Origin of the sequence: Streptomyces sp. NBC_00091 (genome assembly GCF_026343185.1) — a bacterium.
Classification (GTDB): domain Bacteria; phylum Actinomycetota; class Actinomycetes; order Streptomycetales; family Streptomycetaceae; genus Streptomyces.
Genome location: NZ_JAPEMA010000001.1, coordinates 1,592,974 through 1,613,720, shown reverse-complemented (window position 1 = coordinate 1,613,720; position 20,747 = coordinate 1,592,974). Strand labels below are relative to the sequence as shown.

Sequence of the window (20,747 nt, the reverse complement as noted above, 5' to 3'; positions counted from 1 at the left end):
TAGGGAGGGCTCATGGCCGTTGAACGGGCACGTGTGAGGAAGCTGGCGGTGGCGGCGGTCCTGGCCGCCGCCACCGCTCTGACCGGGGCGTCCTGCGAGGATCCGCCTAACCGCTCCGACCGGGGCGCGCCGTCGCGGACCCCGGACCGGACCCCGGACCGGACGCCGTCGAAGACCCCGGGCAAGTCGCCCGGCAAGACCCCCTCGAAGACCCCGGAGGCCTCTCCGGAGACGTCTCCGGGCAAGGTCACCACCCCGCCGCCCAAGACCCCCTACCCCGGGCAGGCCCAGGTGAAGAACCTGCGCCCGGACAACTTCCGCGACGGGATCGCGCACGTCGGCTGTACCGGGATCGACGCCGGGTTCACGGTCCTCGGCTACGGCGGGCGGACCAAGTGGGAGGTGCTGGTCCTCGACTTCGAGCCCCGCGCGGACCAGCGCGAGTTCGGCAGCGTGAACATCCCCCGGAACGTGGTCGTGGAGCCCAGGTCCGGGGTCCTGGAGGCCGGCCGGTCCCAGCCGGTGAAGATCCGCGGCACCTTCGGCGGCGGGTTCGGCGGCCGCCCGCACTTCTGGGTGCTGCTCTCCTCGCCGGAGCGCGACTCGCCCACGCGCGAGGTCGTCCACTTCCAGTGCCTGGGCGCGCTCGGCCCGTGAACGTAAGGGGGGCGCCCCCCTGGCGGTGGGGCGCCCCGGCTCGCTCTGCGACTAGGCGCAGTACTGGGCTTCCTTGCCGATCGAGCGGTACATGCAGTCCGCGTTCTCCAGCAGCTGGAGCACGGCGTCCTTGTTGCGCGCCGTTTCGCGGTCGATGACCTCGTCCGGCGGGTAGAAGCCGCCGCCGCCGTTGGCCGGGTACATCTCGAAGGTGTAGGCGAAGATCTTCTGGTTGCCCCACAGCCAGTCGTCGATCGTGCCGTCGGTGATGTACAGGTCGCTCGACTGCTCGGGGGTGTAGCCGTTGCTGGCGGCCATGCTCGTGCCGATCTTCTTGTACACGGCGAGGTCGTCTGCGGTCAGGCCGGGCGCGGTGTCGTTGTACGTGTACCCGAAGGGCCACAGCACGAGCTCGCTGTACGTGTGGAAGTCGATCGCGGCCGTGATCTGCTGCTTGCCGCCGACCACCCGGCCGCGGACGAAGTCGGAGACCGCCTTCACCTCGGGCGCGGACTCGGCGGCCGGCCCGCGGTAGGTCTCGGAGCTCTTGCTGGTGCTGGAGCCGCCGCAGCAGCCCCACTTGTAGTTCCAGTTGCGGTTCTCGTCCGTGCCGACGTACGAGGAGCCGCTGTTGGGCTGCCGGTTCTTGCGCCACGAGCGGTAGGAGCCGGTGGCGATGTCGTACTCGCCGCCGTCGGGGTTGAGGTCCGGGATGATCCAGATCTCGCGCCCGTTGACCGCGTTGGTGACCCGGGAGTCGCTGCCGTACTTGGAGCCGAACTCCTTGAGCAGGTACAGGGCCATTTCCACGGTGAGGTGCTCACGGGCGTGCTGGTGGGCCGTGAAGAGCACCTCGGGCTCGGCCTCGTCCGTGGCGACGTTGTCACTGATCTTGATCGCCACGAGGTCCCGGCCCTGGTACGACTTCCCGATGACCTGCTTGCTCATGATTCCGGGGTACTGGGCGATGCGCTGGTCGATCTCCGCGTTCGCCTCGGCGTAGTTGTGGTAGCGGGAGTCGGCCGACGGGAAGTCCATCGGGGTCGCCGCGACGCCCCGCTCGCTCCGGTCCGGCGGCCCGGGCAGAGCACTCAACTCGTATCCGAGCGCGCGCAGGCTCCTGGCCTGCTGGGTGTCGGCGCTGACCACGACCGAGCGGGCGTCCACCTCGTCGATCGAGACCCCGGTGCGCAGCAGGGCCGTGCGTTCGGCGGCCGTGGAGGGGCCCTGGATCTCGTACTGGACGATCGCCTCGTCCTGGGTGGCCGTGGAGGGGGTGGGCGGTGGCGCTGCCGTCGCGCTCAGGCCGTAGGCGGGTGCGCCGAGCGCGAGCGCCAGCAGGGCCGCGGTGACCGCGGCCCTTCGGCGGTTGTGGAGCCGCATGCGTTCTCCTGGGTGGGAGTGTGGGGGTGCCGTGCGGACGCGCACAGCGTGCTCTCATGGCATGTTCCGGTCAAGAACCCAATGGGCTCACCGGACCGAATCAGCCACCCCCACACCTCTACCGCCTACGGCAGTCCGTGGACCTTGGGACCCACCGCGTTCGACCAGGTGCTACCCGCCTTGGCGTCCCAGTTGGTCGACCAGGTCATCGCGCCGCGCAGCGCCGGGTAGGTCTTCGAGGGCTTGAAGGAGCCGCAGTTCGTACCCCGGGCCAGGCAGTCCAGGGCGTTGTTGACGACGGTGGGGGAGACGTAGCCGCTGCCCGCGCCGCTGGGCGAGGCCGGGACGCCGATGCCCACCTGCGAGGGGTCGAGGCCGCCCTCCAGCTGGATGCAGGCCAGCGCCGTCAGGAAGTCCACCGACCCCTGCGAGTAGACCTTGCCGTCGCAGCCGTTCATCGCGCCGCTGTTGTAGTACTGCATGTTCACGACCGTCAGGATGTCCTTCACGGCCAGCGCCGTCTTGAAGTACCCGCCCTGCGTGGACTGCATGTCGATGGTCTGCGGGGCCATGGTCAGGACGAGCGAGGGGCCCGCCTTCGCCGACAGGGCGCGCAGCGCCTGGGTCATGTACGTCGGGTTGAGGCCGTTCTCCAGGTCGATGTCGATCCCGCTGAAGCCGTACTCCTGCATCAGGGCCCAGGCGGAGTTCGCCAGGTTGGTGGCGGAGGCGGAGTCATTGACCGAGATCGTGCCCTTCTCGCCGCCGATGGAGAGGATGACCGACTTGCCGGCCGCCTTCTTCGCGGCGACGTCCGCCTTGAACTGCGCCACGGTGTAGCCGCCGAGGCCCGCCGAGTCGAGGTTGAAGGCGATGGCGCCGGGTGTGGCCGTGGCGTCGGCGAAGGAGACGGCGACGATGTCGTACTGGGCGGAGACGTCGGAGATCTTCTGGACCGTCGCGCCGTTGTTGAAGTTCTGCCAGTAGCCCGTCAGGGCGTGCCTGGGAACCGAGGGGTTCGGGTCCGTGCCGCCGCCCCCGGTGGTGGTGCCGGTCACCGGCGCCGACCTGGGCCCCTCGCCCGCCGCGTTGTACGCGCTCACCTGGAAGGAGTACGAGGTGGCGGGCGCGAGCCCGGAGACCGGGGCGGAGGTGCCCGTCACCGTCTGGACGCGCACCCCGTCCTGGTAGAGGTGGTAGCCGCTCGCCCCGCTGACGGCGTTCCACGAAAGGGTGAGCCCGCTTTGGCTCTGGCCGGAAACGGCGGCCCCGGAGGGCGCGCCCGGCAGGCTCGGGCCGGGGTCCGTGCCGCCGCCCCCGTCCGGGCCGAAGACGCTGAACTCGTCCACGACGTAGGCCGGCTGGCCGTACCAGCCGTGGGTGTAGACGGTGACCTGGGTGGTGTTCGGCCCGGTGGTGAAGGTGGTCGACAGCTTCTGCCAGCCGCCGCCCGAGCCGGGGGTCCAGGTGGAGACGTCCTGGGTGCCGGTGCCGGTCGCGCCCAGGTAGACGTACGAGCCCTGCACCTGGGTGCTGAGCGTGTACGTGGAATTCGGCTTGACCGTGACGGTCTGGCTGCACCGGGCGTTGTCCGAGCCCGCCGGGGTGGCCTTGAGGGCGCCGGAACCGGAGTGGACGGGGGAGGAGACGACGGCCCCCGAGCCGCCGGAGCAGGACCAGTTGGCGATACCGGATTCGAAGCCGCCGTTGCGGGCGACGTTGATGTCGGCGGCCTGGGCGGGGCCCGCCGCGAGGGCGGTCAGCCCGCCGGCGGTGAGGGTGGCCGCGCCCAGCAGGGCGAGGGAGCGTATGCGGTTCACGTGGGCTCCGTGGGGGGAGGAAGGGGAGAAGCGGAAGGGGGGTACGGGCGGGCGGGAGTGGGGTCCCCGCGACCAAGGGCCGGCGCAGCCAAGTTGGTCCAGACCAATCCCCGTGTCAAGAGTGTTTGCAATGTGGCTTGAAATGCTCGGAGCCCCGATCCCTGTTGTCCGGGTTTCCCGCCTCCTGTGACATGTGCTTCTGGCACGGGAATCTTCAAGGCCCTGCCCTGCCAGGGGCGTCGCGGATATGGTGCTCGGGCAAGGGGGAACAGCGCCGATCGTTTGCGGTCGCGCAGCATGCGCGCGTGACCGAAGGCCGCCCGACGGCCGGGCGAACGGGCGCCGCGTAGAGGGTGAACGGGGGGATTCGCGTGCCGACCGCCATCGCTGTCACCAGTACCGATCTGGTGCTGCCGGCCCCCGACCGGCACACCCCGGGGGCCGCCGTACTGCGCCCGCCGGGCGAAACCGACCTGGAGGGCTCGCTCGCCGAGACCACCGCCCTGCTCGAGCGGCACGGCCACCTCGTGGCCGTCGTACCGCCCTGGCTGCCGCCCGCCACCGTGCGCCGCCTGCGCACCGTACGGGCCATCCTGGAGACCGACCGCATCGCGCTCCTCGAGGTCGATCTCCCGCCGCTGGGCACCGCCGTGCTGGTGCGTCAGCTGCGCCAGCTCACCGTCTGCGACTTCAGCCCCGGGGTGATCGCCTCCGCCGCCCGGCTGCTGTCCCACTACATCTACGCGGGCGCCCTGCTGGGCAGCGTCGCGAAGCTGGACCGGGTACCGGTCGGCCTCAAGGCGCACGCCCGCTCCTGGTCGCCCAGCGCCCAGTTCGCCGTACTCGCCCACCCCGAGCCGCACCTGGCCAGGCTGGGCACCCAGGCCGCGGCCGGGGTGCTGCCGCCCGGACCCGCCTTCGCCACCCACCTCACCTTCGCGCGCGGAGCGCTGGCCTCCGACTGGGTGGCGGCCGAACTGGCCCCCGCCTGGCAGGTGCAGGGCGTCATGGAGAACCCGCTGCCGGCCGACTCCGCCCGCTGGTGGGCCACGCCCAAGCTGGTCGAGTTCGCCGCCGCCATCCCCGACGTGTCCGTGCTCTACCAGCTGGTCGCCTCGGTGCGCCGCGAGCAGTGCGGCTGGTGCGGCTTCGAGCTCATCGGCGACCGCTGCGGATTCTGCGCCGCCCCGCTGCCCGCCCCGCCGCCCGAGGCCGCGACCGCCGCCCGCACCAGATCCGGATCCTGACCACCCGAACGAACGAAGAACGGCGAGGTAGTACGCCCGATGAACTCACGCCAGCGCCGCGGCGTCATCCTGCTCCTGCTGTCGGTCCTGTGCGCCCTCGCCGCCTTCGCCGGGGTCCTCGTGGTCATCGGCGACGTCAACTCCAAGGTCGGGGCCGAGGTCGTCGCGTACCGCGTCAAGGGCGACATCGCACCGTACAGCGCCCTCACCGCCGGCCAGTTCGAGGAGGTGAAGGTCCCCAAGCGGTGGCTGTCCGACACCGCCGTCGACGACCTCGGCGCCCTCCAGGGCAAGATCGCGCTCACCACCCTGAAGAAGGGCTCCCTGCTCCAGAGCGACATGTTCGTCGACCAGCCGAAGCTCCAGGCCGGGGAGCAGGAGATCGCCATCATGATCGACGCGGCCACCGGCGTGGCCGGCAAGATCACCTCGGGCGCCAAGGTCAACATCATCGCCACCTTCAAGGGCGCCAAGGAGACCGACCCCTCCCGCTCGGTGATCATCGTCGCCAATGCCCGCGTCCTGGGCGTCGGCAAGCTCACCGCCCTCGACAAGGACAGCGACCGCAAGGGCCCCGCCGAGGCGGTCCCGATCACCTTCGCCCTCAACACGAAGGACACCCAGCGCGTCGCCTACGCCGAGTCCTTCGCGGAACACGTCCGCCTGGCCCTCGTGGCCCCCGGCACCGACTCGGCCCCCAGCGCGGCCGACCGCACGTACACCCTCGACGGGGACAAGTGAGGCGCGGATGACCACCCGAATCCTGCCCGCGGCGGGCGACCCGGACGCCGCCCGCTCCATCGTGGCCCTGCTCAGCCAGCTGCCGGACGCCGAGCCCGCCCCTCCCGTGCCCGACTCCACCCACCTCCTGGACACCCTGGGCCGCATGGCCGCGGAGTCCATCGACGAACTCCCCGAGGTGGTCCTGGTCCACGAGCGGATCGGCCCCGTCCCCGCCCTGGAACTCATCCGCGAAGTCGCCCTGCGCTTCCCGGCGGTGGGCGTGGTCCTGCTCTCCTCCGACGCCGGGCCCGGGCTCTTCTCCGCCGCGATGGACTCCGGCGCGCGGGGCCTGATCAGCCTGCCCCTCTCGTACGAGGAACTCGCCGCCCGCGTCCAGGCCGCCGCCCTGTGGTCCGTGGGCGTACGCCGCCACCTGGGCCGGGGCGCGGAGGTGTACTCCGGCCCGGGCGGCCGGGTGGTCACCGTCACCGGGGCCAAGGGCGGCGTCGGCACCACCTTCACCGCCGTCCAGTTCGCGCTCGCGGCGGCCGCCTCGGGGCGGCGTACCGCCCTCGTGGACCTCGACCTCCAGGCCGGGGACGTCGGCTCCTACCTCGACGTGCAGTTCCGCCGCTCCATCGCCGACCTCGCCGGCATCCAGGACATCTCGCCGCGGGTCCTCCAGGACGCCGTGTACGAGGACCGCACGGGACTGGCGCTGCTGCTGGCCCCGGCGGAGGGGGAGCGGGGCGAGGAGGTCGACGAGCGGGCGACCCGGCACGTCATCAGCGCCCTGCGGGCCCGCTACGAGCTGGTCGTCATCGACTGCGGGACCCAGGTGACCGGCGCCAACGCCGCCGCCGTGGAACAGGCGGACGTGGCCGTACTGGTCACCACCCCCGACGTGGTCGCCGTACGGGCGGCGAAGCGGATGGTCCGCATGTGGGAGCGGCTCCAGGTGCGCAAGGCGGAGGACACCGCGATGGTGGTCAACCGCTGGAGCAAGCACACCGAGATCCAGCCCTCGCTGATCGAGAAGATCACCAAGACCCGGCCCGTCCGCACCACGGTCCCCGCCGCCTTCAAGGAACTCCAGGCCGTCGTGGACGCGGGCCGGGTGCAGGACCTCGACAACCGCTCGACGGTGAAGCAGGCCCTGTGGGCGGTGGCGGGGGAGCTGGGACTGCTCTCGGCCGCCCCCTCCCGCGAGAAGCAGCCGGCCGCCTCCGCCGCTGCCGGAACGGCCCTCGCCGTCCGCGCGGCCGGCCCGGTGGCCCGGCTGCGGCGCGGCCGGGAGGGCTGACGGATGCGGGGGGCGCGCAACCGGGACGCGGACCGGGACCGGGGCCAGGTGGCCCTGGAGTTCGTCGGCATGGTCCCCCTGATCCTGCTGCTCGTGGCGGCGGTGTGGGAGTGCGTACTGATCGGCTACGCGTTCTCCCTGGCCGGGAACGCGGCGGACGAGGGCGCGCGGGCGGGGGCGGTGCACGGGGACGCGGGGTCCTGCGCGGCGGCCGCGGGCAAGCACATCAGCGGCGCGTGGGGACTCCAGACCGACTGCGGCCGGTCCGGCGACATCTACAAGGCGACGGTCACGCTCAAGATCCCGGTCCTCTACCCCGGGCTCAACTTCGGGGAGATCACGGGCACGGGCGGCGCGGCGATGGAGAAGGAGGCGGAGTGAACCGGAACCGGCGGCGGATCCGCTCCGACCGGGGGCAAGTCGCCCTGGAGTACATCGGCTTCGTGCCGATCCTGCTGTTCGTCGCACTGTGCGGGATCCAGCTGGGCTGGATCGCGTACGTCCACGAACAGGCCGACACGGCCGCCCGCACGGCGGCCCGCGTGGAGGCCCGAAAGGGCTCGGGCGGGGCGGCCGCCGGTCAGGCCGCCGTCCGGGGCGGTCTCGCCGTCGCGGTGGACATCAGCAAGAGCGCCGACGCGGTCACCGCCACCGTGACGATCCCCATCAACTCGATCGTGCCGGGACTGGACGTCTCAGATGCCAAGGCAACGGCCGTCATGCCCAACGACGACCCGAACGGAGCCCGCCCATGAGCCTGCGTTCCCGGGTCAACACCCCCGACGACCGCCACAGCCCCCGCGAGGACGGCCGGCTCGTCTCCTCCTACCGTGCCAAGCTGCTGGAGGAGATCGACCTCGCCGAGATGTCCGCGCTCGCGCCCGCCGAGCGCCGGGCGCGCCTGGAGCGCGTACTCGGGCACATCATCAGCCGCGAGGGCCCCGTCCTCTCCACCGCCGAGCGCGCCCAGCTGATCCGCCGCGTCGTCGACGAGGCGCTCGGTCTCGGCGTGCTCGAACCGCTCCTCGAAGACGCCTCCATCTCCGAGATCATGGTCAACGGGCCCGACCAGATCTTCGTCGAGCGCTCCGGCCGGGTCGAACAGCTCCCGATCCGCTTCGCCTCGCACGAGCAGCTGATGCAGACCATCGAGCGCATCGTCTCCACCGTCAACCGCCGCGTGGACGAGGCCAATCCGATGGTCGACGCGCGCCTGCCCAGCGGGGAGCGCGTCAACGTCATCATCCCGCCGCTCTCGCTCACCGGCGCGACGCTCACCATCCGCCGCTTCCCGCGGGCCTTCACCCTGCACGAGATGATCGCCCTGGGCTCCCTCGACGAGCAGATGCTGCTCCTGCTCTCCGGCCTCGTCCAGGCCAAGATGAACCTGATCGTCTCCGGCGCCACCGGCACCGGCAAGACCACCCTCCTCAACGCCCTCTCCGGCCTGATCCCGGAGGGCGAGCGCGTCATCACCATCGAGGACTCCGCCGAACTCCAGCTCCAGCAGGCGCACGTCATCCGCCTCGAATCCCGCCCGGCGAACGTGGAGGGCAAGGGGCAGATCACCATCCGCGACCTCGTACGCAACTCCCTGCGCATGCGCCCCGACCGCATCATCGTCGGCGAGGTCCGCGGCGGCGAGACCCTCGACATGCTCCAGGCCATGTCCACCGGCCACGACGGCTCCCTCGCGACCGTCCACGCCAACAGTTCCTCGGACGCCCTGATGCGCCTCCAGACGCTCGCCTCCATGTCGGAGGTCGAGATCCCCTTCGAGGCGCTCCAGGACCAGATCAACAGCGCCGTCAACGTCATCGTCCAGCTCACCCGCTTCGGCGACGGCTCGCGCCGCATCACGGAGATCTCCATCCTCGACTCCCACGGCCGAGAGCCGTTCCGGATCACCACGGTCTGCCGTTACATCGCCCAGCCCATGGGAGCCGACGGGCGCGTGCACGGCTACTTCGCCTACGCCCCCCTGCCCCGCCGGATCGCGGAGCGCCTCTACATGAGCAACCAGCCGATCCCCCAGGCCTTCGGGGTCGCCCCCGAGGACTTCCTCGACCCGCTCACCTCCCGGACCGTCCTGTGACCAACCTCGTCCTCCTCACCCTCGGCGCCACCCTGCTGGCCGGCCTGCTCGTGTCCCTCGGGGTGCACGCGTACTCCGCCGGCCTCGCCCAGCGCGCCGCCCTCCTCGAACGCCTCTCCGCGGAGGGCGCCCCGGACACCGTCGGCCGCCGGCGCCGCTTCCAAGGGGTCGACCGCCGCCTGCGCGGCACGAAGTTCGGGCGCCGCATCGAGCTCAAGCTGGCCACCACGGGCCTGGACCTCACCCCGGGCGAGTTCTTCGTCTACATGCTGATGGCGGTCGCCGGGACGTGGTTGCTCTTCGCCTCCCTCCTCGCGCCCTTCTTCGGCCCGGTGGCCGGGCTGATCGGCCTCTGGTCCGCGAACGCCTTCCTCAACTGGCAGCGGGCCCGGCGTACGGAGCGGTTCATCAACCAGCTCCCCGAGCTGGCCCGGATCCTCGCCAACGCCACCCAGGCCGGGCTCGCCCTGCGCACGGCCATCGGGATCGCGGCGGAGGAGCTGGAGGCCCCGGCGGGGGAGGAACTGGCCCGGGTCGCGGACCGGCTCGCGGTCGGCCACTCCATCGAGGAGGCGCTCGGGGAGATCGTGGAGCGGCTCCCGTCGCGGGAGCTGGTCGTCCTCGTCTCCACCCTCGTCCTGTCCGCGCGGGCCGGCGGAGCCATCGTCGGCAGCCTCCGCAACCTCACGGTCACCCTGGAGCAGCGCAAGGAAACGCGCAGGGAGATCCGTACGCAGCTCTCGCAGGTGACGGTGACCGCGTACCTGGTCCCGGCGATCGGGCTCGGCTCGCTGCTGCTGGTGGACATGATGATGCCGGGGGCGCTCGACCGGATGACCGGCGCCATCGTCGGGCAGACAGCGGTGCTCGTCTCGCTCGGGCTCTTCGCGCTGGGCTTCATCCTGATCCGCAGGCTCTCGAAGATCGACGTGTGAGGGGGGACGACGCCACATGACCACCACCGCTCTGCTCCCTCTCCTCCTGGCCCTCGCCACGGCCCTGTCGGTCTTCGGCATCCTGCACGGCATCCGCCTCTACCGCGCCGAGGTCAAACTCCCGACCGACCTCGCCCTCGCCCTGGAGGTCGGCGCGACCCGTACGACGGCCGTCGGCTCCGTCGTGGACCGCCTCGGCATCCGCTGGGCGCCGATGGTGCTGCGGCTGATGGGCCCCAAGCAGGTGGCGCGCAAGCGCCGCCAGATCGACATGGCGGGCAACCCGGCCGGTCTGACGATCGACCGGTACGCGGCCCGGCGCGCGGTGTACGGCTTCCTCGGCGGGCTCGGCGCCCTGGCCATGCTCATGAACGAGCAGCTCGTTCCCGCCCTGCTCATGATCGCCTTCGGGCTGTTCTGGATCGAGGCCGGTCTGTGGTCGGCGATCCGGATCCGCCGCGACAACATCGAGCGCACCCTGCCGGACTTCCTGGACGTCCTCGCGGTCGTCGTCAGCGCGGGGCTCGGCTTCCGGCAGGCGCTGGAGCGGGTCGCGGGCAAGTACGAGGGCCCGTGGGCGGACGAGATCCGGATCACCCTCCAGCAGATGGACATGGGCGTCAGCCGCCGCCAGGCCTTCGACGAGCTGCGCCGCCGCAACGACAGCGAACAGGTCGCGCAGTTCGTGACCGCCCTCCAGCAGGGCGAGGAACTCGGCTCCCCGATCGTGGACACCCTGATCGCGATCGCCGAGGACATGCGGCGCACGGACGCCCAGAACGCCCGCCGGCGCGCCGCCCGGGCCGTGCCGAAGGCCACCTTCGCGGTGACGATGTTCATGCTTCCGGGGACGCTGATCCTCCTCGTCTGCGGCTTCGTCTACGGTGCGAACGTCGACTTCGGCGCGCTGCTGGGGGGTGGCTGATCCGTGCCCCCTTCCCCTTCCCCTTCTCCCTCCCCCTCGCTACGCCTCCAGGTGAACGCCCTCCAGGCCCTGTGCCGCCAGGTCTTCGCGGTACGGCTGGTCATGATCCCCCTCGGCGCGCCGCTCGCGCTGGACCGCACGGCGCGCGGGGTCCCCACGTACCTGGTCGGGGGCTCCCTCCTGCTGACCTTCATGCTGTCGTACGTCCTGTACCGCGACTGGGAGCGCTTCGGGCCGCTGCTGCTGCGCCACCGGTGGCTGCTGGCGGCGGACATGGCGGTCGGCGCGCTGCTGCTGATCACCGCCACGCCGTCCTCCCCGCTGGGCCTGGTCGCCCTGGGCACCCCGCTGCTGGCGGGGCTGGTCTACGGCTGGCGTGGCTCGGCGGTGTTCGCGGCCGCGCAGACGGTGGCGGTGGCGGCCCTCGGGGGCGGCCTCGTCCTGTCCCTCCTCTGCGTCCTGACGGGGGCGACCGGCTCCTCCATCCGGGACTTCCTCTTCCGCCTGACCGAGACGCGGGCGCGGCTGGCGGCGGCGGAGGCGGTCCGGGAGGAGCGGGAGCGGCTGGCCCGGGAGATGCACGACTCGGTGTCCAAGACCCTGCACGGCCTGGCCCTGGCGGCGGACGCCCTGGCCCGCCTCTCGGACCCGGAGGCGATCCGCCGTCAGGCGGAGCTGGTCTCCTCGGCTGCCCGCCGCGCGGCATCGGAATCCCGATCCCTCCTGACGGACCTGCGCCACGAGGAGGTCTCGCTCCTGGCCGGCCTCCGCCTCTTGGGGGCGGACCTCCACACCTCGGGCGCCCTGCCCGCCCTCCCCCCACCGGTGGCCCACCACCTGGTGTCCATCGCCTCCGAGGCGGTGGAGAACTCCCGGCGCCACGCGGACGCCTCCCGCATCGAGGTGTCGGTCAGCGTCGCGGCCGGGGAGACCCTCACCCTCACGGTGGAGGACGACGGAGCGGGCCTGCCGTCCGTCGTTCCCCCGGGCCACTTCGGCCTGCTCGGCATGCGGGAACGCGCGGCGGCGATCGGAGCCGCCCTGTCGCTCGGCCCCCGCCCGGCCGGCCCGGGCACCCGTGTCCGTCTCTCGCTCCCCCTGGAGGGGATCCGATGACCCCGATCGACATCCTGATCGCCGACGACAACCCGGTCGTCCGGGCGGGCCTGAGCACCCTTCTGGAGACGGCCGCGGACCTCCGGGTGGTGGCGGAGGCCCGCGACGGCCACGAGGCCCTGCACCTGACCCGGCTCCACGCCCCGGACGTGATCCTGCTGGACGTCCGGATGCCGGGGGTGGACGGCATCTCGGCGCTGCCGCACCTGGTCCGGCTGGCCCCGGTCCTGATGCTGACGTACAGCCAGGAATCAGAAATCGTCCGCGAGGCCCTCCTCCTGGGCGCGGGCGGGTACCTCATCCACGGCGAGTTCACCGCCGACGACCTGGTCCGCGCGGTCCGCGACATCCGCGACGGCCGCGCCCACTTCACCCCGACGGCGGCGACGGCGGTCCTCGCGGAACTCCGGTCCTCTTCGCAACAGCAACGTTCTGTGGCACAGTCTACGGAGCGCATGCACAACTCCGTTGCGTTCGGCCTGAGTTCGCGGGAGGTGGAGATCATGGACCTGATCGCGTCCGGAATGAACAACCAGCAGATCGCCGGCGCCTGCTTCATCAGCGAGAAGACGGTCAAGAACCACATCAACCGCATCTTCGCGAAGCTCCAGAGCACGTCGCGGAGTGAGGCGATAGCCCGCTGGCTGGGAACCGCCCGTCCAGGGGTGGCCGGTCATGGCTAGACGGAGTGCGCAGTGGGTCCGTATTTGGGCCCCGGGACCCTTGGTTATCTCTCGTCACTCGCCGTACGGTCCGCAAATCAACAGCGGCACCGGCCCGGGAGGGAACCCCCATGTCACACAACTCGCTGCTGAAGGCTTCGGTCGAGGCGAAGATCCGCCTGACCGGCTGGACCGACACGGCCGTGTCCCGGATCCGCAAGCGCTACTCGAACCTCGACCGGGGTCAGACCGCGTTCGAGTACCTGGGCATCATCCTGGTGGTTGTGGTGATCATCGGCGCGATCGTCGGTTCCGGGATCGGCACGGCAATTACGAACAAGATCGCGAAGGCGGTCGAGGACATCAAGGCCGGCGGCTGAGCAAGTTGCGAGACCGAGGGCAGGCCTTCCCTATCTATGTCGTGGTAGTGGCTGGCCTGCTCTTCGCCGCGCTTGCCTTCTTCGTCGTCGGTCAAGCGGCCGTGACCCGTAGCGACGCTCAAGGGGCGGCGGATGCGGCTGCCTTGGCAGCTGGACGAGAGGCCCGAGACAAGGTCCTGTTCGGCCTCGACCTCACGGCGCTGAAGCCTGAGGACTGGAGGAAGATCGCAGACGGGGACTATCTCAAGGCGAATGGCGCCTGCGCCCAGGCCGATGTCTTCGCGGGTCGCAACGATGCGAGGGCGCAGTGTGAGGCGTCACCGCCCAGGTTCACCGTCAAGGTGGAGAGCAACCGGACAGTCGGCGATTCGGTGATTCCGGGCACTAACAGCATGCACGGATCGGCGACAGCCACGGCTTTGGTCGAGTCGAAGTGCCACCTGGGAACGGTGGCCACCCCCAGCCCAGCGCCTACCGTTCCTGCAGGGGGAAGCACGCCAGGGCCTACGCCGACCGCGTCGACGGCTCCGGCAGTCACCTTTGCCTGCGATAAAGGCGATCCGGTCAAGCTCGATCCGATGAAGCCGGGCTCACTACGCGAGTTGGGCAGGAAGCTCTTCAGCGTGCGTCTCGTCGACTGACGAGGAACAAGAGACAAGGAAGCGTCACAGATGGGCATTCGGCACATGGCTAAGGTCCGTGGGGGAGCGACTGTTGCAGCGGCGGCGGTCCTGGCGCTCACGCTGACCGGGTGCGGGGGCGACGAGCAGCCGAAGGCTCCGCAAAAGTCCGCTGGAGCGCAGGGTCAGTCAGGCAGTACTGCACAGTCTTCCGCGCCCAATGCGACCAAGGCTCCCGGCCCCGTAGAGGTCATCGCTACTGCCAAGGGTCCGGCGAGCATCACCCTCGAGATCAATTCCGCCATCCGCGATGCCGGTAATTTCGTTACGGTCAGCGGACTGATCAAGAACAGCGGCACTCAGGCCTACGTTGAGACTGCGGCTTGGCGTGGTGATGAACGAAGCGCGAGTGCGGCCTCGGTCGCTGGTGCCACGTTGATCGACAAGCAGGGTAAGAAGCGCTATTACGTTCTGCGAGACACCGAGGGCCGCTGCTCCTGCACAATTGGCATTACGCGTATCGGGCCGGGGGAGTCCGTTCCCTTCTTTGCGCAGTTCCCGGCGCCGCCCACCAGCACCAGCGAGGTTGACTTCGGGATTCCCACGTTCGCCACGGCCACGATCAAGATCTCGGGGTGACGTAATGACACAGCTCATTGGCCGACACCGCGTTGCCGCGGCCATTGCAGTCGCCGGGCTCGTCGTCGCCGGTGCCCACCTTCTCGGGGCGACCGCCGCGTACGCTGACGATGTCAAGCCATCGGTCCCGCCTGGCACCGAGCCGTCGGCATCTGCACCACTGCCCATCGATGCCAGGTCCCCCGGACTGAAGCTTCCACAGGGCGGCACCCTTGCGCCCCCCAAGATCCTGGATCTCGTGGAGGTCGTCGAAGACCTCGGCGGGGAGCAACGCCGGCAGGAGACGAACCAGAACGTCATGATGGCCCTGCAGTCAGAGGTCCTCTTCCCCGAGAACAGCGCCGTTTTCAACGCCCAGGCGGGCGCCCGCATACAAGCCATCGCCCAAGAGATCAACCAGCAAAAAGCCACCCGCGTCCGCGTCTTCGGCTTCACCGACGACCAGGGCAGCTACGAACACGGCAAGGAACTCTCCAAGCAGCGCGCCGACGCCGTCCAGGCCGAGCTGGCCAAGACCGTCACCAGCCCCGGCATCACCTACGACGTCCGCGGCTACAGCGAGGACTACCCGATCGCCGACAACACCACCGAAGAGGGCCGCAAGAAGAACCGTCGCGTCGAGATCACCTTCCCCCGCAGCACCACCGGCTAGGCCGAGTGAGGTAGAAGGGCGGCATGGATGCTGCCGTACTGGAACAGATGCTGGACGAGACCTTCGATCACGCTGTCGTGCACCACGGATACACCAACTACATGCGCGACTACGAGGTCATCGTCTACGCGACGGCTGATCCCCGTACGGGCATCCCGCCAGCCCACCTGCGGTATCTCTTCAGGTACTGCGTTGAGGCCCGGTGCGAGACGTCCGTGCCGGCGGGCATCTGGCGGATCTCTTTGGACGACCGGCTCATCGACCACGAATCCGGTGTCGACCTCGACGGATACGTCTGGGGCGTGAAGTGGCACTGCCTTTACCCGGGAGCCAAGCTGCTCCCCGAGTCGGAGGCGACCCGACGCTGGTCGAAGGCCCTCGGAATGGATTTCCACGAGGTACGGATGGAGACCAACGCGCACAACCTGACCTTGCTCTTCTCTGACCTTCAGGTGAGCGAGGTCCCGGTGGGCTACGCCCCCTTCGTCGTGGAGTAGGGCTCGTACGCGCGGGACACGTTCTAGTCGTCCACCGCCCCCGGGGCCAGCGCCGGGGACGGAAACGCGAAGCGGGCCTCGGCGCCCGACCACCAGACGCCGATGGCGAAGACGGCAGTGGCCTCCAACAGGGCGGCACGGCCCAGACCGCCGCAGGGCAACGGCGTACAGCCCATGGAGGCGATGAGCTCCGCCACCCGCGTGGCGGCGCCCGGCTCGTCGGTGCAGAACGGCACCGCCAGCGGCGCCCCTTCGAAGGCCGGACGGTCCAGGGTCCAGATGCTCTCGTGGCACACCCCGAAGGCCTTCACCACGTGGGCGTCGGGGGCGGCGTCCGCGATGAGCCGGGCGACGGACGTGACGCCGTCCGTGGTCAGGGCCGGGCCGCCGTCCGGGCCCGGCGCCATCGGAACGGTGCAGTCGATCACCGTCCGCCCGGCGAGTACGTGGGCCAGCTGCTTCGCCAACCGCGGCGCGGCATCCGCCGGTACGGCGGTCAGCACCACTTCCCCGTGGGCCGCCGCCTCCGCGAGGCTGCCGTGCCCGGCGGCGCCGGTCCGCCGCGCGGTGCGGGAAGCCGCATCGGTGTCCCGTCCACCCACCCGAACGTCATGGCCGGCTCGTACCCAGGCCCCGCCGAGGGCCGTCGCCATGGCCCCTGTTCCCAGAATGCCGATGCGCATGCGCTTGCTCCTGTCGTCGTGTCGCGGGATGCGACGGGAACGACGCTAGGCGTGCCGATGCACACCACATGGTGTGCATCGGCCGGGCAGGATGGAGACATGGCCGACGGAGCGATAGAGGAACAGGGACAGGAACAGGACCTGGGCGGCGAGGAGTTCGCGGCGGACTGCCGGGCGAGGGTGGCCTTCGAGGTGCTGGCGAACCGCTGGGACAGCGTGATCGTGTTCATCCTCGGCGAGGACGGCCCCATGAGGCCCCGGGCGCTGATCACCCGCACCGGTGGGATCAGCCCCAAGGTACTCAACGAGGCCCTGCGCCGCCTCGAGTACAACGGCCTGGTCGTACGCAGGGCGTACGCCGAGGCCCCACCGCGCGTCGACTACGCCCTCACCGAGGCGGGCGTCGCGCTGCAGGGCCCGATCCGGGCGATGGGCGCGTGGGCGGGACGCTACGCCGAAGCCGTACTGGAGGCCCAGACCCGCTTCGGCCACCGTAGAGACCGCCGGGCCAGGATCCTCAGACCGGCAGATGGAAGACGTCGTCCTGAATGTTCGTGATCTGCGTGTTCCGCTTGATCACGTCCGACATCCTCGTGCCCTTGATCGCCGGATCCGGCGTGAGCTCGGCGAACGTGCGGTACGGCGGTAGCCCGTACGCACTGCGGCACTGGTTGTAGTCCGGGAAGCCGTGGTCGCGGGCGCGCTGGATGTCCACGGCGACCAGGTCCAGCGGCGGCGCACCGGTGAGCCGGATGCTGCGCATCGCCTCGAGAGCGATCTACCGCTCCGGAGGCTCGTAGACGGACAGGCAACGGCTCGTGAGGGACTGCGTAGGGGCTGCTCCTGCTCCTCGGCTGAGGCGGCAATTCGTCCTCACGGCGTGCAGCGAGGATTCGTGCTTGGCCCAGCTGTGCTGCTCTTCAGCTTCTGCGATGACCGAGTCCGCCGTGCACACGCCGTCACAGTGGGCACCCTGGCAAGGCTGGAGGCCGCAGGCTAACAGCCCTCAATGTCGTTAGCGCAGCCGTGCACGTCGGCGGGCTCAAGGGTCATCAGGTACCAAGCAACCAGGCCCATGGGTGTGGGGTTCCCGGTTGCTGGTGCGATCTTGACGGTGACGGGAGCTCCTGCAGGGAAGTTGACGCGGACGACATTCGTGCCTGTGCAATCGATGTCGAACTGCTTCTTTGACGTGCCCCGTGAGAGGACGAGGGTCATCTTGGGAACATCGGTGCTGTCGCAGACGGCGTCAAAGCGGTAGGGCTTGTCACCTCCTGTTTCCAGCGTCTTGTCCAGGCCCCCAGCCACGTACGGGGCTCCTTTGAGGACGAGCTGTGACGGTGTGCCACCATCCTTCAGAGCCGCTTGTGCTCTTTGCAGGGCGTCGTCGGGCTCCCATATCGTTCCCGGTTCGTACGGGGGCGGTTCAGTGCTCGTACACCCGGTGAGGGCAGCAGCGACGGTTAAAACCATCAAGGACCTTGGTATCCGCATACAGCATTCCTTGGTTTGGGCCGTGGGGGCCCCGCGTGTTGCCGGCGGGGTCCCCACGGCTGCCGGTCTAGCGACTACGGCGATACAGTTCCGGTCCACATACCTTGGCACAGGGGTCGTCCGGTCGGACGGCGCCTTGTTCCGTGGCTGCCCGCGCTGCTGCGGGTGGGGGCACTAGCTGGTACTCGCGGCCGATGCCGCCGGCTTGAGTGTTGCCGTACATGGTGACTTCGCCGTCCGACCAGCGGACGAACAGGTCGTCCTCCCAGTCGTTCATGCCGTACTCGCCGAGGGCGATGACACGAGCGTGGGTCCAGGTGGAGCTTGATACGACGACTTCTTCGTTCTGCAGGCGTCCGGAGTTCACGTCGGGGAAGACGCTCACCGTTCCGCTGGTCCATACGACAAGCAGGTCGTGGTTGGGAGTTGTGGTGCCGTTGCTGTCACCGTCGAGGTCGCCGCCGGTGATGAGGCTTGCTGTCTTCCACCGGTCGTTCGGGGCTGCGAGCTGCTCCTCGGCGTGCAGTCCGTTGCCGTCGATGTCGATGTACTTGGTGACCTCGCCGTCGTTCCAGCGGACGATGAGGTCGTCGGGCCACTGGTTGCCGGCGTACTTGCCGGTGGCGAACCCGCGGGCGTACTCCCATACCGAGTGGGGTGCGGCGAGCGTGATCTCGTTGGGAAGGTGCTGGTCCAGTGCTGTGGGGAGCCGGGTGCTCTCGCTGATGTCCGGGTAGAGGGTGACTTCACCATCGACCCACTTGACCAGCAGGTCGTACGCGTTGGTCCCCGCGTAGTCTCCGGCCGTGATGACGTCGGCGTAGTCCTTCCACATGGCGTTGGGCTTGGCCAGCTGCGTCTCACAGGGCGCATCGGGCTTGCAGCCTGTGTGGAATCCGAAGTTCTGGTCTCCCGGGTAGAGGGTGACTTCGCCGTCGTCCCATTTGACGACGAGGTCCGAGTCGCCGAACTGCTGGGAGCTGGTGTGGAACGTCCCCGAGGCGGCGCCGTTGGCGTGTTTCCAGAGGTCCGCGCTGCCCATCGTCGCATCGCCGTTGGGGGTGTCGGGCGCGTAGTCGTTCACCGCCTGGTTGTACAGGCGGACGATATCGGCGTCGAACTGTGAAGAATAGGACTCGTCGGGGATCGGTCCGCCGGTTTTCCAGCCACCGATGACACCTATCACATCGCCGCGTTTGCCATCGAAGTTGCGCAGGAAGGGCCCTCCGGACGAACCGCCCTCGTAGCCCTTGCAGGCGATCTTCAAGAATCGTCCGGAGAACCCGGTGGTGTTCGTTGACGGGCACACGAGCGGAGCCTTGGACCCTCCGGGGAACCCGAACAGGCTCACGTTCTTCTGGTTGAACTGGCTCGACTGGAGCGTGGTGAGGGTGTTGCCCATCCCGGTGGCGTTCTCCAGGAACTGTCCCCTCGAGTTGGGGCCGGTCTTCAGGAACGCGAAGTCGAGGTCATCTGCCTTTGCGGGCCCCTGCGACAGGTACCGGCCGTCGATCCAGATCTTTCCCCGCTCGATCGGGAAGATGCCGTACGGCGCGGTTCCACGGGTCTGCGGGGCAGCGGGGTCCGGCTTCCAGCCGGGAGCGAACGCCAGTCGCTTGAACCGGTCGTTGTCACTGAGGCAGTGCGCAGCCGTCAGCACGAGCGACTTGGTCGGTGAGGCCACGGAACTCGCGGAACAGAACTGATCACGCCCGCCCGGGTCCGACTGGGGATCGTCGTCCTCGTTGATGAGGAACACGCCGACCGTGGCCACGCCGTTGTTGTCGAAGTGGGACGGCGCGGCTGCTGTCACACCGTTCTCCCGCGCGGCACTGGCGTCGGACGTCTTGCCGATGTCCACCGGGACGGCCTTGGCGATGCGCTCGGGTGTCCAGTACGCCTCCACCTCCTTCGCCGCGGCGATCTGGGCGGGCGTGGCTCTCATCTCGCCGCCGTCAGAAGGGCTCGGGTCGGCGGGCTTGGGAGGCGTGGCAGGGGTGCCGGAGGGCGTTGGGCCGGGTGGCACCTGTGAGGGGCTCGTGCCCGGCGGGGTGATCGGAGGTGTGGCGGCCGGTTTGCTGCCGCGGACCGCCTCCTCGTAGAGGTCTTGGACCGTGGTGTCGAGGTACGGGCTGTAGACCGCGGAGAGGCGGTCAGGGGAGGTGACTCGCTCCGAGGCGCCGATGATGCTTCCGACACGTGTTTTCGTGTCGTAGTCGGTGATGAACGCCGAGCCGTCGGCGAGGTCTGTGCCGGGCTTGCCGCAGTCGAGCCGCAGGTACGGACTCTTGGAGTCGGCTACGTCCGCCTTGGACGTGTCACCGATGCATGCCTTGACCGGTTCTTCCGCGACACCGTGGCCGGCGACTCGAACACCCTTGTGTGTGTACTCGGCACCCGTCAGTAGACGGTGACCTGGGACTGTGTCCTCAAGCTGCTCGCTCTTGATGCCCTTGTCGACCGTCGCGAAGCCGACACCTGAGGGGGAAGAGGCGTCACCCGACTGAGCCTGGCCCCGGGAGTCGGTCCACACCATGGGCCGGTTGCCCTGCTGTTTGACGGCATAGAGGCCCCTGGGCGCTTCCAGGGCGCCTGAGGTGTTCTTCAGGACGTGCGGAGCAAAGGCGAGCTTGTCCTCGGCGTCTCCGGTCAAGCAGTTGGCGGCCGTCACGAGAAGGTTGCGGTGTGGGCTGGAGACGACGCTCGCGCCGCAAAAGTAGACCGTCCCCTTGGAAATTCGGAAGAGCACCCCGGCGTCCGGCCCGTCCGGGTCCTGCGTCGGCACACGTGAACCCAGTGTCTCCGCCGTCGGCGCCGCGCCTGCGGCGGCCGGGGGCTTCCATAACCGGGCGGCCGCCATCTGTTTCGGGGACAAGAGGGCTTGCGCCTCCTTCGCTGTCCAGTAGGAAGCGGCAC

At 69.7% G+C, this 20,747-nt stretch carries 23 protein-coding genes; 17 read left to right on the top strand and 6 right to left on the bottom strand.

Annotated features, from left to right (window positions below):
• Positions 1-12: 12 nt before the first annotated feature.
• The gene (locus OOK34_RS07045) at positions 13-657 is read left to right on the top strand and encodes a hypothetical protein (protein ID WP_267033010.1); all 645 of its coding nucleotides are present in this window, start codon (positions 13-15) and stop codon (positions 655-657) included.
• Positions 658-708: 51 nt separating this feature from the next.
• On the opposite strand, the gene OOK34_RS07040 is transcribed toward OOK34_RS07045, so the two are convergent.
• Both OOK34_RS07040 and OOK34_RS07035 read right to left on the bottom strand, forming a co-directional pair.
• On the bottom strand, positions 709-2,040 hold the full coding sequence (locus OOK34_RS07040) for a M14 family metallopeptidase (RefSeq protein ID WP_267033009.1): 1,332 nt from the start codon (positions 2,038-2,040) through the stop codon (positions 709-711).
• 125 nt (positions 2,041-2,165) lie between these two features.
• On the bottom strand, positions 2,166-3,836 hold the full coding sequence (locus OOK34_RS07035; protein ID WP_323183477.1) for a glycoside hydrolase family 18 protein: 1,671 nt from the start codon (positions 3,834-3,836) through the stop codon (positions 2,166-2,168).
• Between the two features lie 395 nt (positions 3,837-4,231).
• Here OOK34_RS07035 and OOK34_RS07030 point away from each other — a divergent pair, with 395 nt between their 5' ends.
• From OOK34_RS07030 to OOK34_RS06960, 15 genes are all read left to right on the top strand, one after another.
• Entirely contained in the window at positions 4,232-5,107 is an 876-nt protein-coding gene (locus tag OOK34_RS07030; RefSeq protein ID WP_267033007.1) for a hypothetical protein, read from the top strand.
• A 39-nt stretch (positions 5,108-5,146) separates the two neighbouring features.
• Entirely contained in the window at positions 5,147-5,848 is a 702-nt protein-coding gene (cpaB, locus tag OOK34_RS07025) for a Flp pilus assembly protein CpaB (protein ID WP_267033006.1), read from the top strand.
• A gap of 7 nt (positions 5,849-5,855) precedes the next feature.
• The gene (locus OOK34_RS07020; RefSeq protein WP_267033005.1) at positions 5,856-7,133 is read left to right on the top strand and encodes an AAA family ATPase; all 1,278 of its coding nucleotides are present in this window, start codon (positions 5,856-5,858) and stop codon (positions 7,131-7,133) included.
• A gap of 3 nt (positions 7,134-7,136) precedes the next feature.
• Complete coding sequence (locus tag OOK34_RS07015; protein WP_267033004.1) at positions 7,137-7,514, top strand: TadE/TadG family type IV pilus assembly protein; 378 nt, start codon at positions 7,137-7,139, stop codon at positions 7,512-7,514.
• Complete coding sequence (locus OOK34_RS07010; protein ID WP_267033003.1) at positions 7,511-7,888, top strand: TadE/TadG family type IV pilus assembly protein; 378 nt, start codon at positions 7,511-7,513, stop codon at positions 7,886-7,888. The genes OOK34_RS07015 and OOK34_RS07010 overlap by 4 nt, the downstream gene beginning before the upstream one ends.
• Entirely contained in the window at positions 7,885-9,228 is a 1,344-nt protein-coding gene (locus OOK34_RS07005) for a CpaF family protein (protein ID WP_267033002.1), read from the top strand. The genes OOK34_RS07010 and OOK34_RS07005 overlap by 4 nt, the downstream gene beginning before the upstream one ends.
• A complete protein-coding gene (locus OOK34_RS07000) occupies positions 9,225-10,163 on the top strand; it encodes a type II secretion system F family protein (RefSeq protein WP_267033001.1) in 939 nt (312 codons plus the stop codon). The genes OOK34_RS07005 and OOK34_RS07000 overlap by 4 nt, the downstream gene beginning before the upstream one ends.
• 16 nt (positions 10,164-10,179) lie before the next feature.
• On the top strand, positions 10,180-11,088 hold the full coding sequence (locus OOK34_RS06995; RefSeq protein WP_267033000.1) for a DUF5936 domain-containing protein: 909 nt from the start codon (positions 10,180-10,182) through the stop codon (positions 11,086-11,088).
• 3 nt (positions 11,089-11,091) lie between these two features.
• The gene (locus OOK34_RS06990) at positions 11,092-12,204 is read left to right on the top strand and encodes a sensor histidine kinase (protein WP_267032999.1); all 1,113 of its coding nucleotides are present in this window, start codon (positions 11,092-11,094) and stop codon (positions 12,202-12,204) included.
• Positions 12,201-12,887: a response regulator transcription factor gene (locus tag OOK34_RS06985; protein WP_267032998.1), complete on the top strand. Its 687-nt coding sequence runs from the start codon at positions 12,201-12,203 to the stop codon at positions 12,885-12,887. The genes OOK34_RS06990 and OOK34_RS06985 overlap by 4 nt, the downstream gene beginning before the upstream one ends.
• 125 nt (positions 12,888-13,012) lie before the next feature.
• A complete protein-coding gene (locus tag OOK34_RS06980; protein ID WP_267036653.1) occupies positions 13,013-13,246 on the top strand; it encodes a hypothetical protein in 234 nt (77 codons plus the stop codon).
• Between the two features lie 5 nt (positions 13,247-13,251).
• Positions 13,252-13,887, top strand: a complete 636-nt coding sequence (locus OOK34_RS06975; RefSeq protein WP_267032997.1) for a pilus assembly protein TadG-related protein — start codon at positions 13,252-13,254, stop codon at positions 13,885-13,887.
• Between the two features lie 30 nt (positions 13,888-13,917).
• A complete protein-coding gene (locus OOK34_RS06970; protein ID WP_267032996.1) occupies positions 13,918-14,505 on the top strand; it encodes a hypothetical protein in 588 nt (195 codons plus the stop codon).
• Positions 14,506-14,743: 238 nt separating this feature from the next.
• Positions 14,744-15,157 carry an OmpA family protein gene (locus tag OOK34_RS35335; protein ID WP_323183406.1) on the top strand — a complete coding sequence of 138 codons (414 nt, stop codon included), beginning with the start codon at positions 14,744-14,746 and terminating at the stop codon, positions 15,155-15,157.
• 23 nt (positions 15,158-15,180) lie between these two features.
• Positions 15,181-15,654, top strand: coding sequence for a hypothetical protein (locus OOK34_RS06960; RefSeq protein WP_267032994.1), 474 nt, complete (start codon positions 15,181-15,183; stop codon positions 15,652-15,654).
• Between the two features lie 23 nt (positions 15,655-15,677).
• Here the strand turns inward: OOK34_RS06960 and OOK34_RS06955 are convergent, their stop codons facing one another.
• Entirely contained in the window at positions 15,678-16,367 is a 690-nt protein-coding gene (locus OOK34_RS06955; RefSeq protein WP_267036652.1) for an NADPH-dependent F420 reductase, read from the bottom strand.
• A 69-nt stretch (positions 16,368-16,436) separates the two neighbouring features.
• On the opposite strand from OOK34_RS06955, the gene OOK34_RS06950 reads away from it, so the two are divergent.
• On the top strand, positions 16,437-16,895 hold the full coding sequence (locus OOK34_RS06950) for a helix-turn-helix domain-containing protein (RefSeq protein ID WP_267032993.1): 459 nt from the start codon (positions 16,437-16,439) through the stop codon (positions 16,893-16,895).
• On the opposite strand, the gene OOK34_RS06945 is transcribed toward OOK34_RS06950, so the two are convergent.
• From OOK34_RS06945 to OOK34_RS06935, 3 genes are all read right to left on the bottom strand, one after another.
• Entirely contained in the window at positions 16,855-17,100 is a 246-nt protein-coding gene (locus OOK34_RS06945) for a peroxidase family protein (RefSeq protein WP_267032992.1), read from the bottom strand. The genes OOK34_RS06950 and OOK34_RS06945 overlap by 41 nt on opposite strands.
• A gap of 233 nt (positions 17,101-17,333) precedes the next feature.
• Positions 17,334-17,645, bottom strand: coding sequence for a hypothetical protein (locus tag OOK34_RS06940; RefSeq protein ID WP_267032991.1), 312 nt, complete (start codon positions 17,643-17,645; stop codon positions 17,334-17,336).
• Positions 17,646-17,898: 253 nt separating this feature from the next.
• A complete protein-coding gene (locus OOK34_RS06935) occupies positions 17,899-20,616 on the bottom strand; it encodes a serine protease (protein ID WP_267032990.1) in 2,718 nt (905 codons plus the stop codon).
• Positions 20,617-20,747: the final 131 nt, after the last annotated feature.

Coding starts and splice junctions, on each gene's coding strand:
- OOK34_RS07045 (WP_267033010.1), top strand. CDS start 13: ATGGCCGTTGAACGGGCACGTGTGAGGAAGCTGGCGGTGGCGGCGGTC.
- OOK34_RS07040 (WP_267033009.1), bottom strand. CDS start 2,040: ATGCGGCTCCACAACCGCCGAAGGGCCGCGGTCACCGCGGCCCTGCTG.
- cpaB (WP_267033006.1), top strand. CDS start 5,147: ATGAACTCACGCCAGCGCCGCGGCGTCATCCTGCTCCTGCTGTCGGTC.
- OOK34_RS07020 (WP_267033005.1), top strand. CDS start 5,856: ATGACCACCCGAATCCTGCCCGCGGCGGGCGACCCGGACGCCGCCCGC.
- OOK34_RS07015 (WP_267033004.1), top strand. CDS start 7,137: ATGCGGGGGGCGCGCAACCGGGACGCGGACCGGGACCGGGGCCAGGTG.
- OOK34_RS07005 (WP_267033002.1), top strand. CDS start 7,885: ATGAGCCTGCGTTCCCGGGTCAACACCCCCGACGACCGCCACAGCCCC.
- OOK34_RS06995 (WP_267033000.1), top strand. CDS start 10,180: ATGACCACCACCGCTCTGCTCCCTCTCCTCCTGGCCCTCGCCACGGCC.
- OOK34_RS06985 (WP_267032998.1), top strand. CDS start 12,201: ATGACCCCGATCGACATCCTGATCGCCGACGACAACCCGGTCGTCCGG.
- OOK34_RS06970 (WP_267032996.1), top strand. CDS start 13,918: ATGGGCATTCGGCACATGGCTAAGGTCCGTGGGGGAGCGACTGTTGCA.
- OOK34_RS06960 (WP_267032994.1), top strand. CDS start 15,181: ATGGATGCTGCCGTACTGGAACAGATGCTGGACGAGACCTTCGATCAC.
- OOK34_RS06950 (WP_267032993.1), top strand. CDS start 16,437: ATGGCCGACGGAGCGATAGAGGAACAGGGACAGGAACAGGACCTGGGC.
- OOK34_RS06945 (WP_267032992.1), bottom strand. CDS start 17,100: ATGCGCAGCATCCGGCTCACCGGTGCGCCGCCGCTGGACCTGGTCGCC.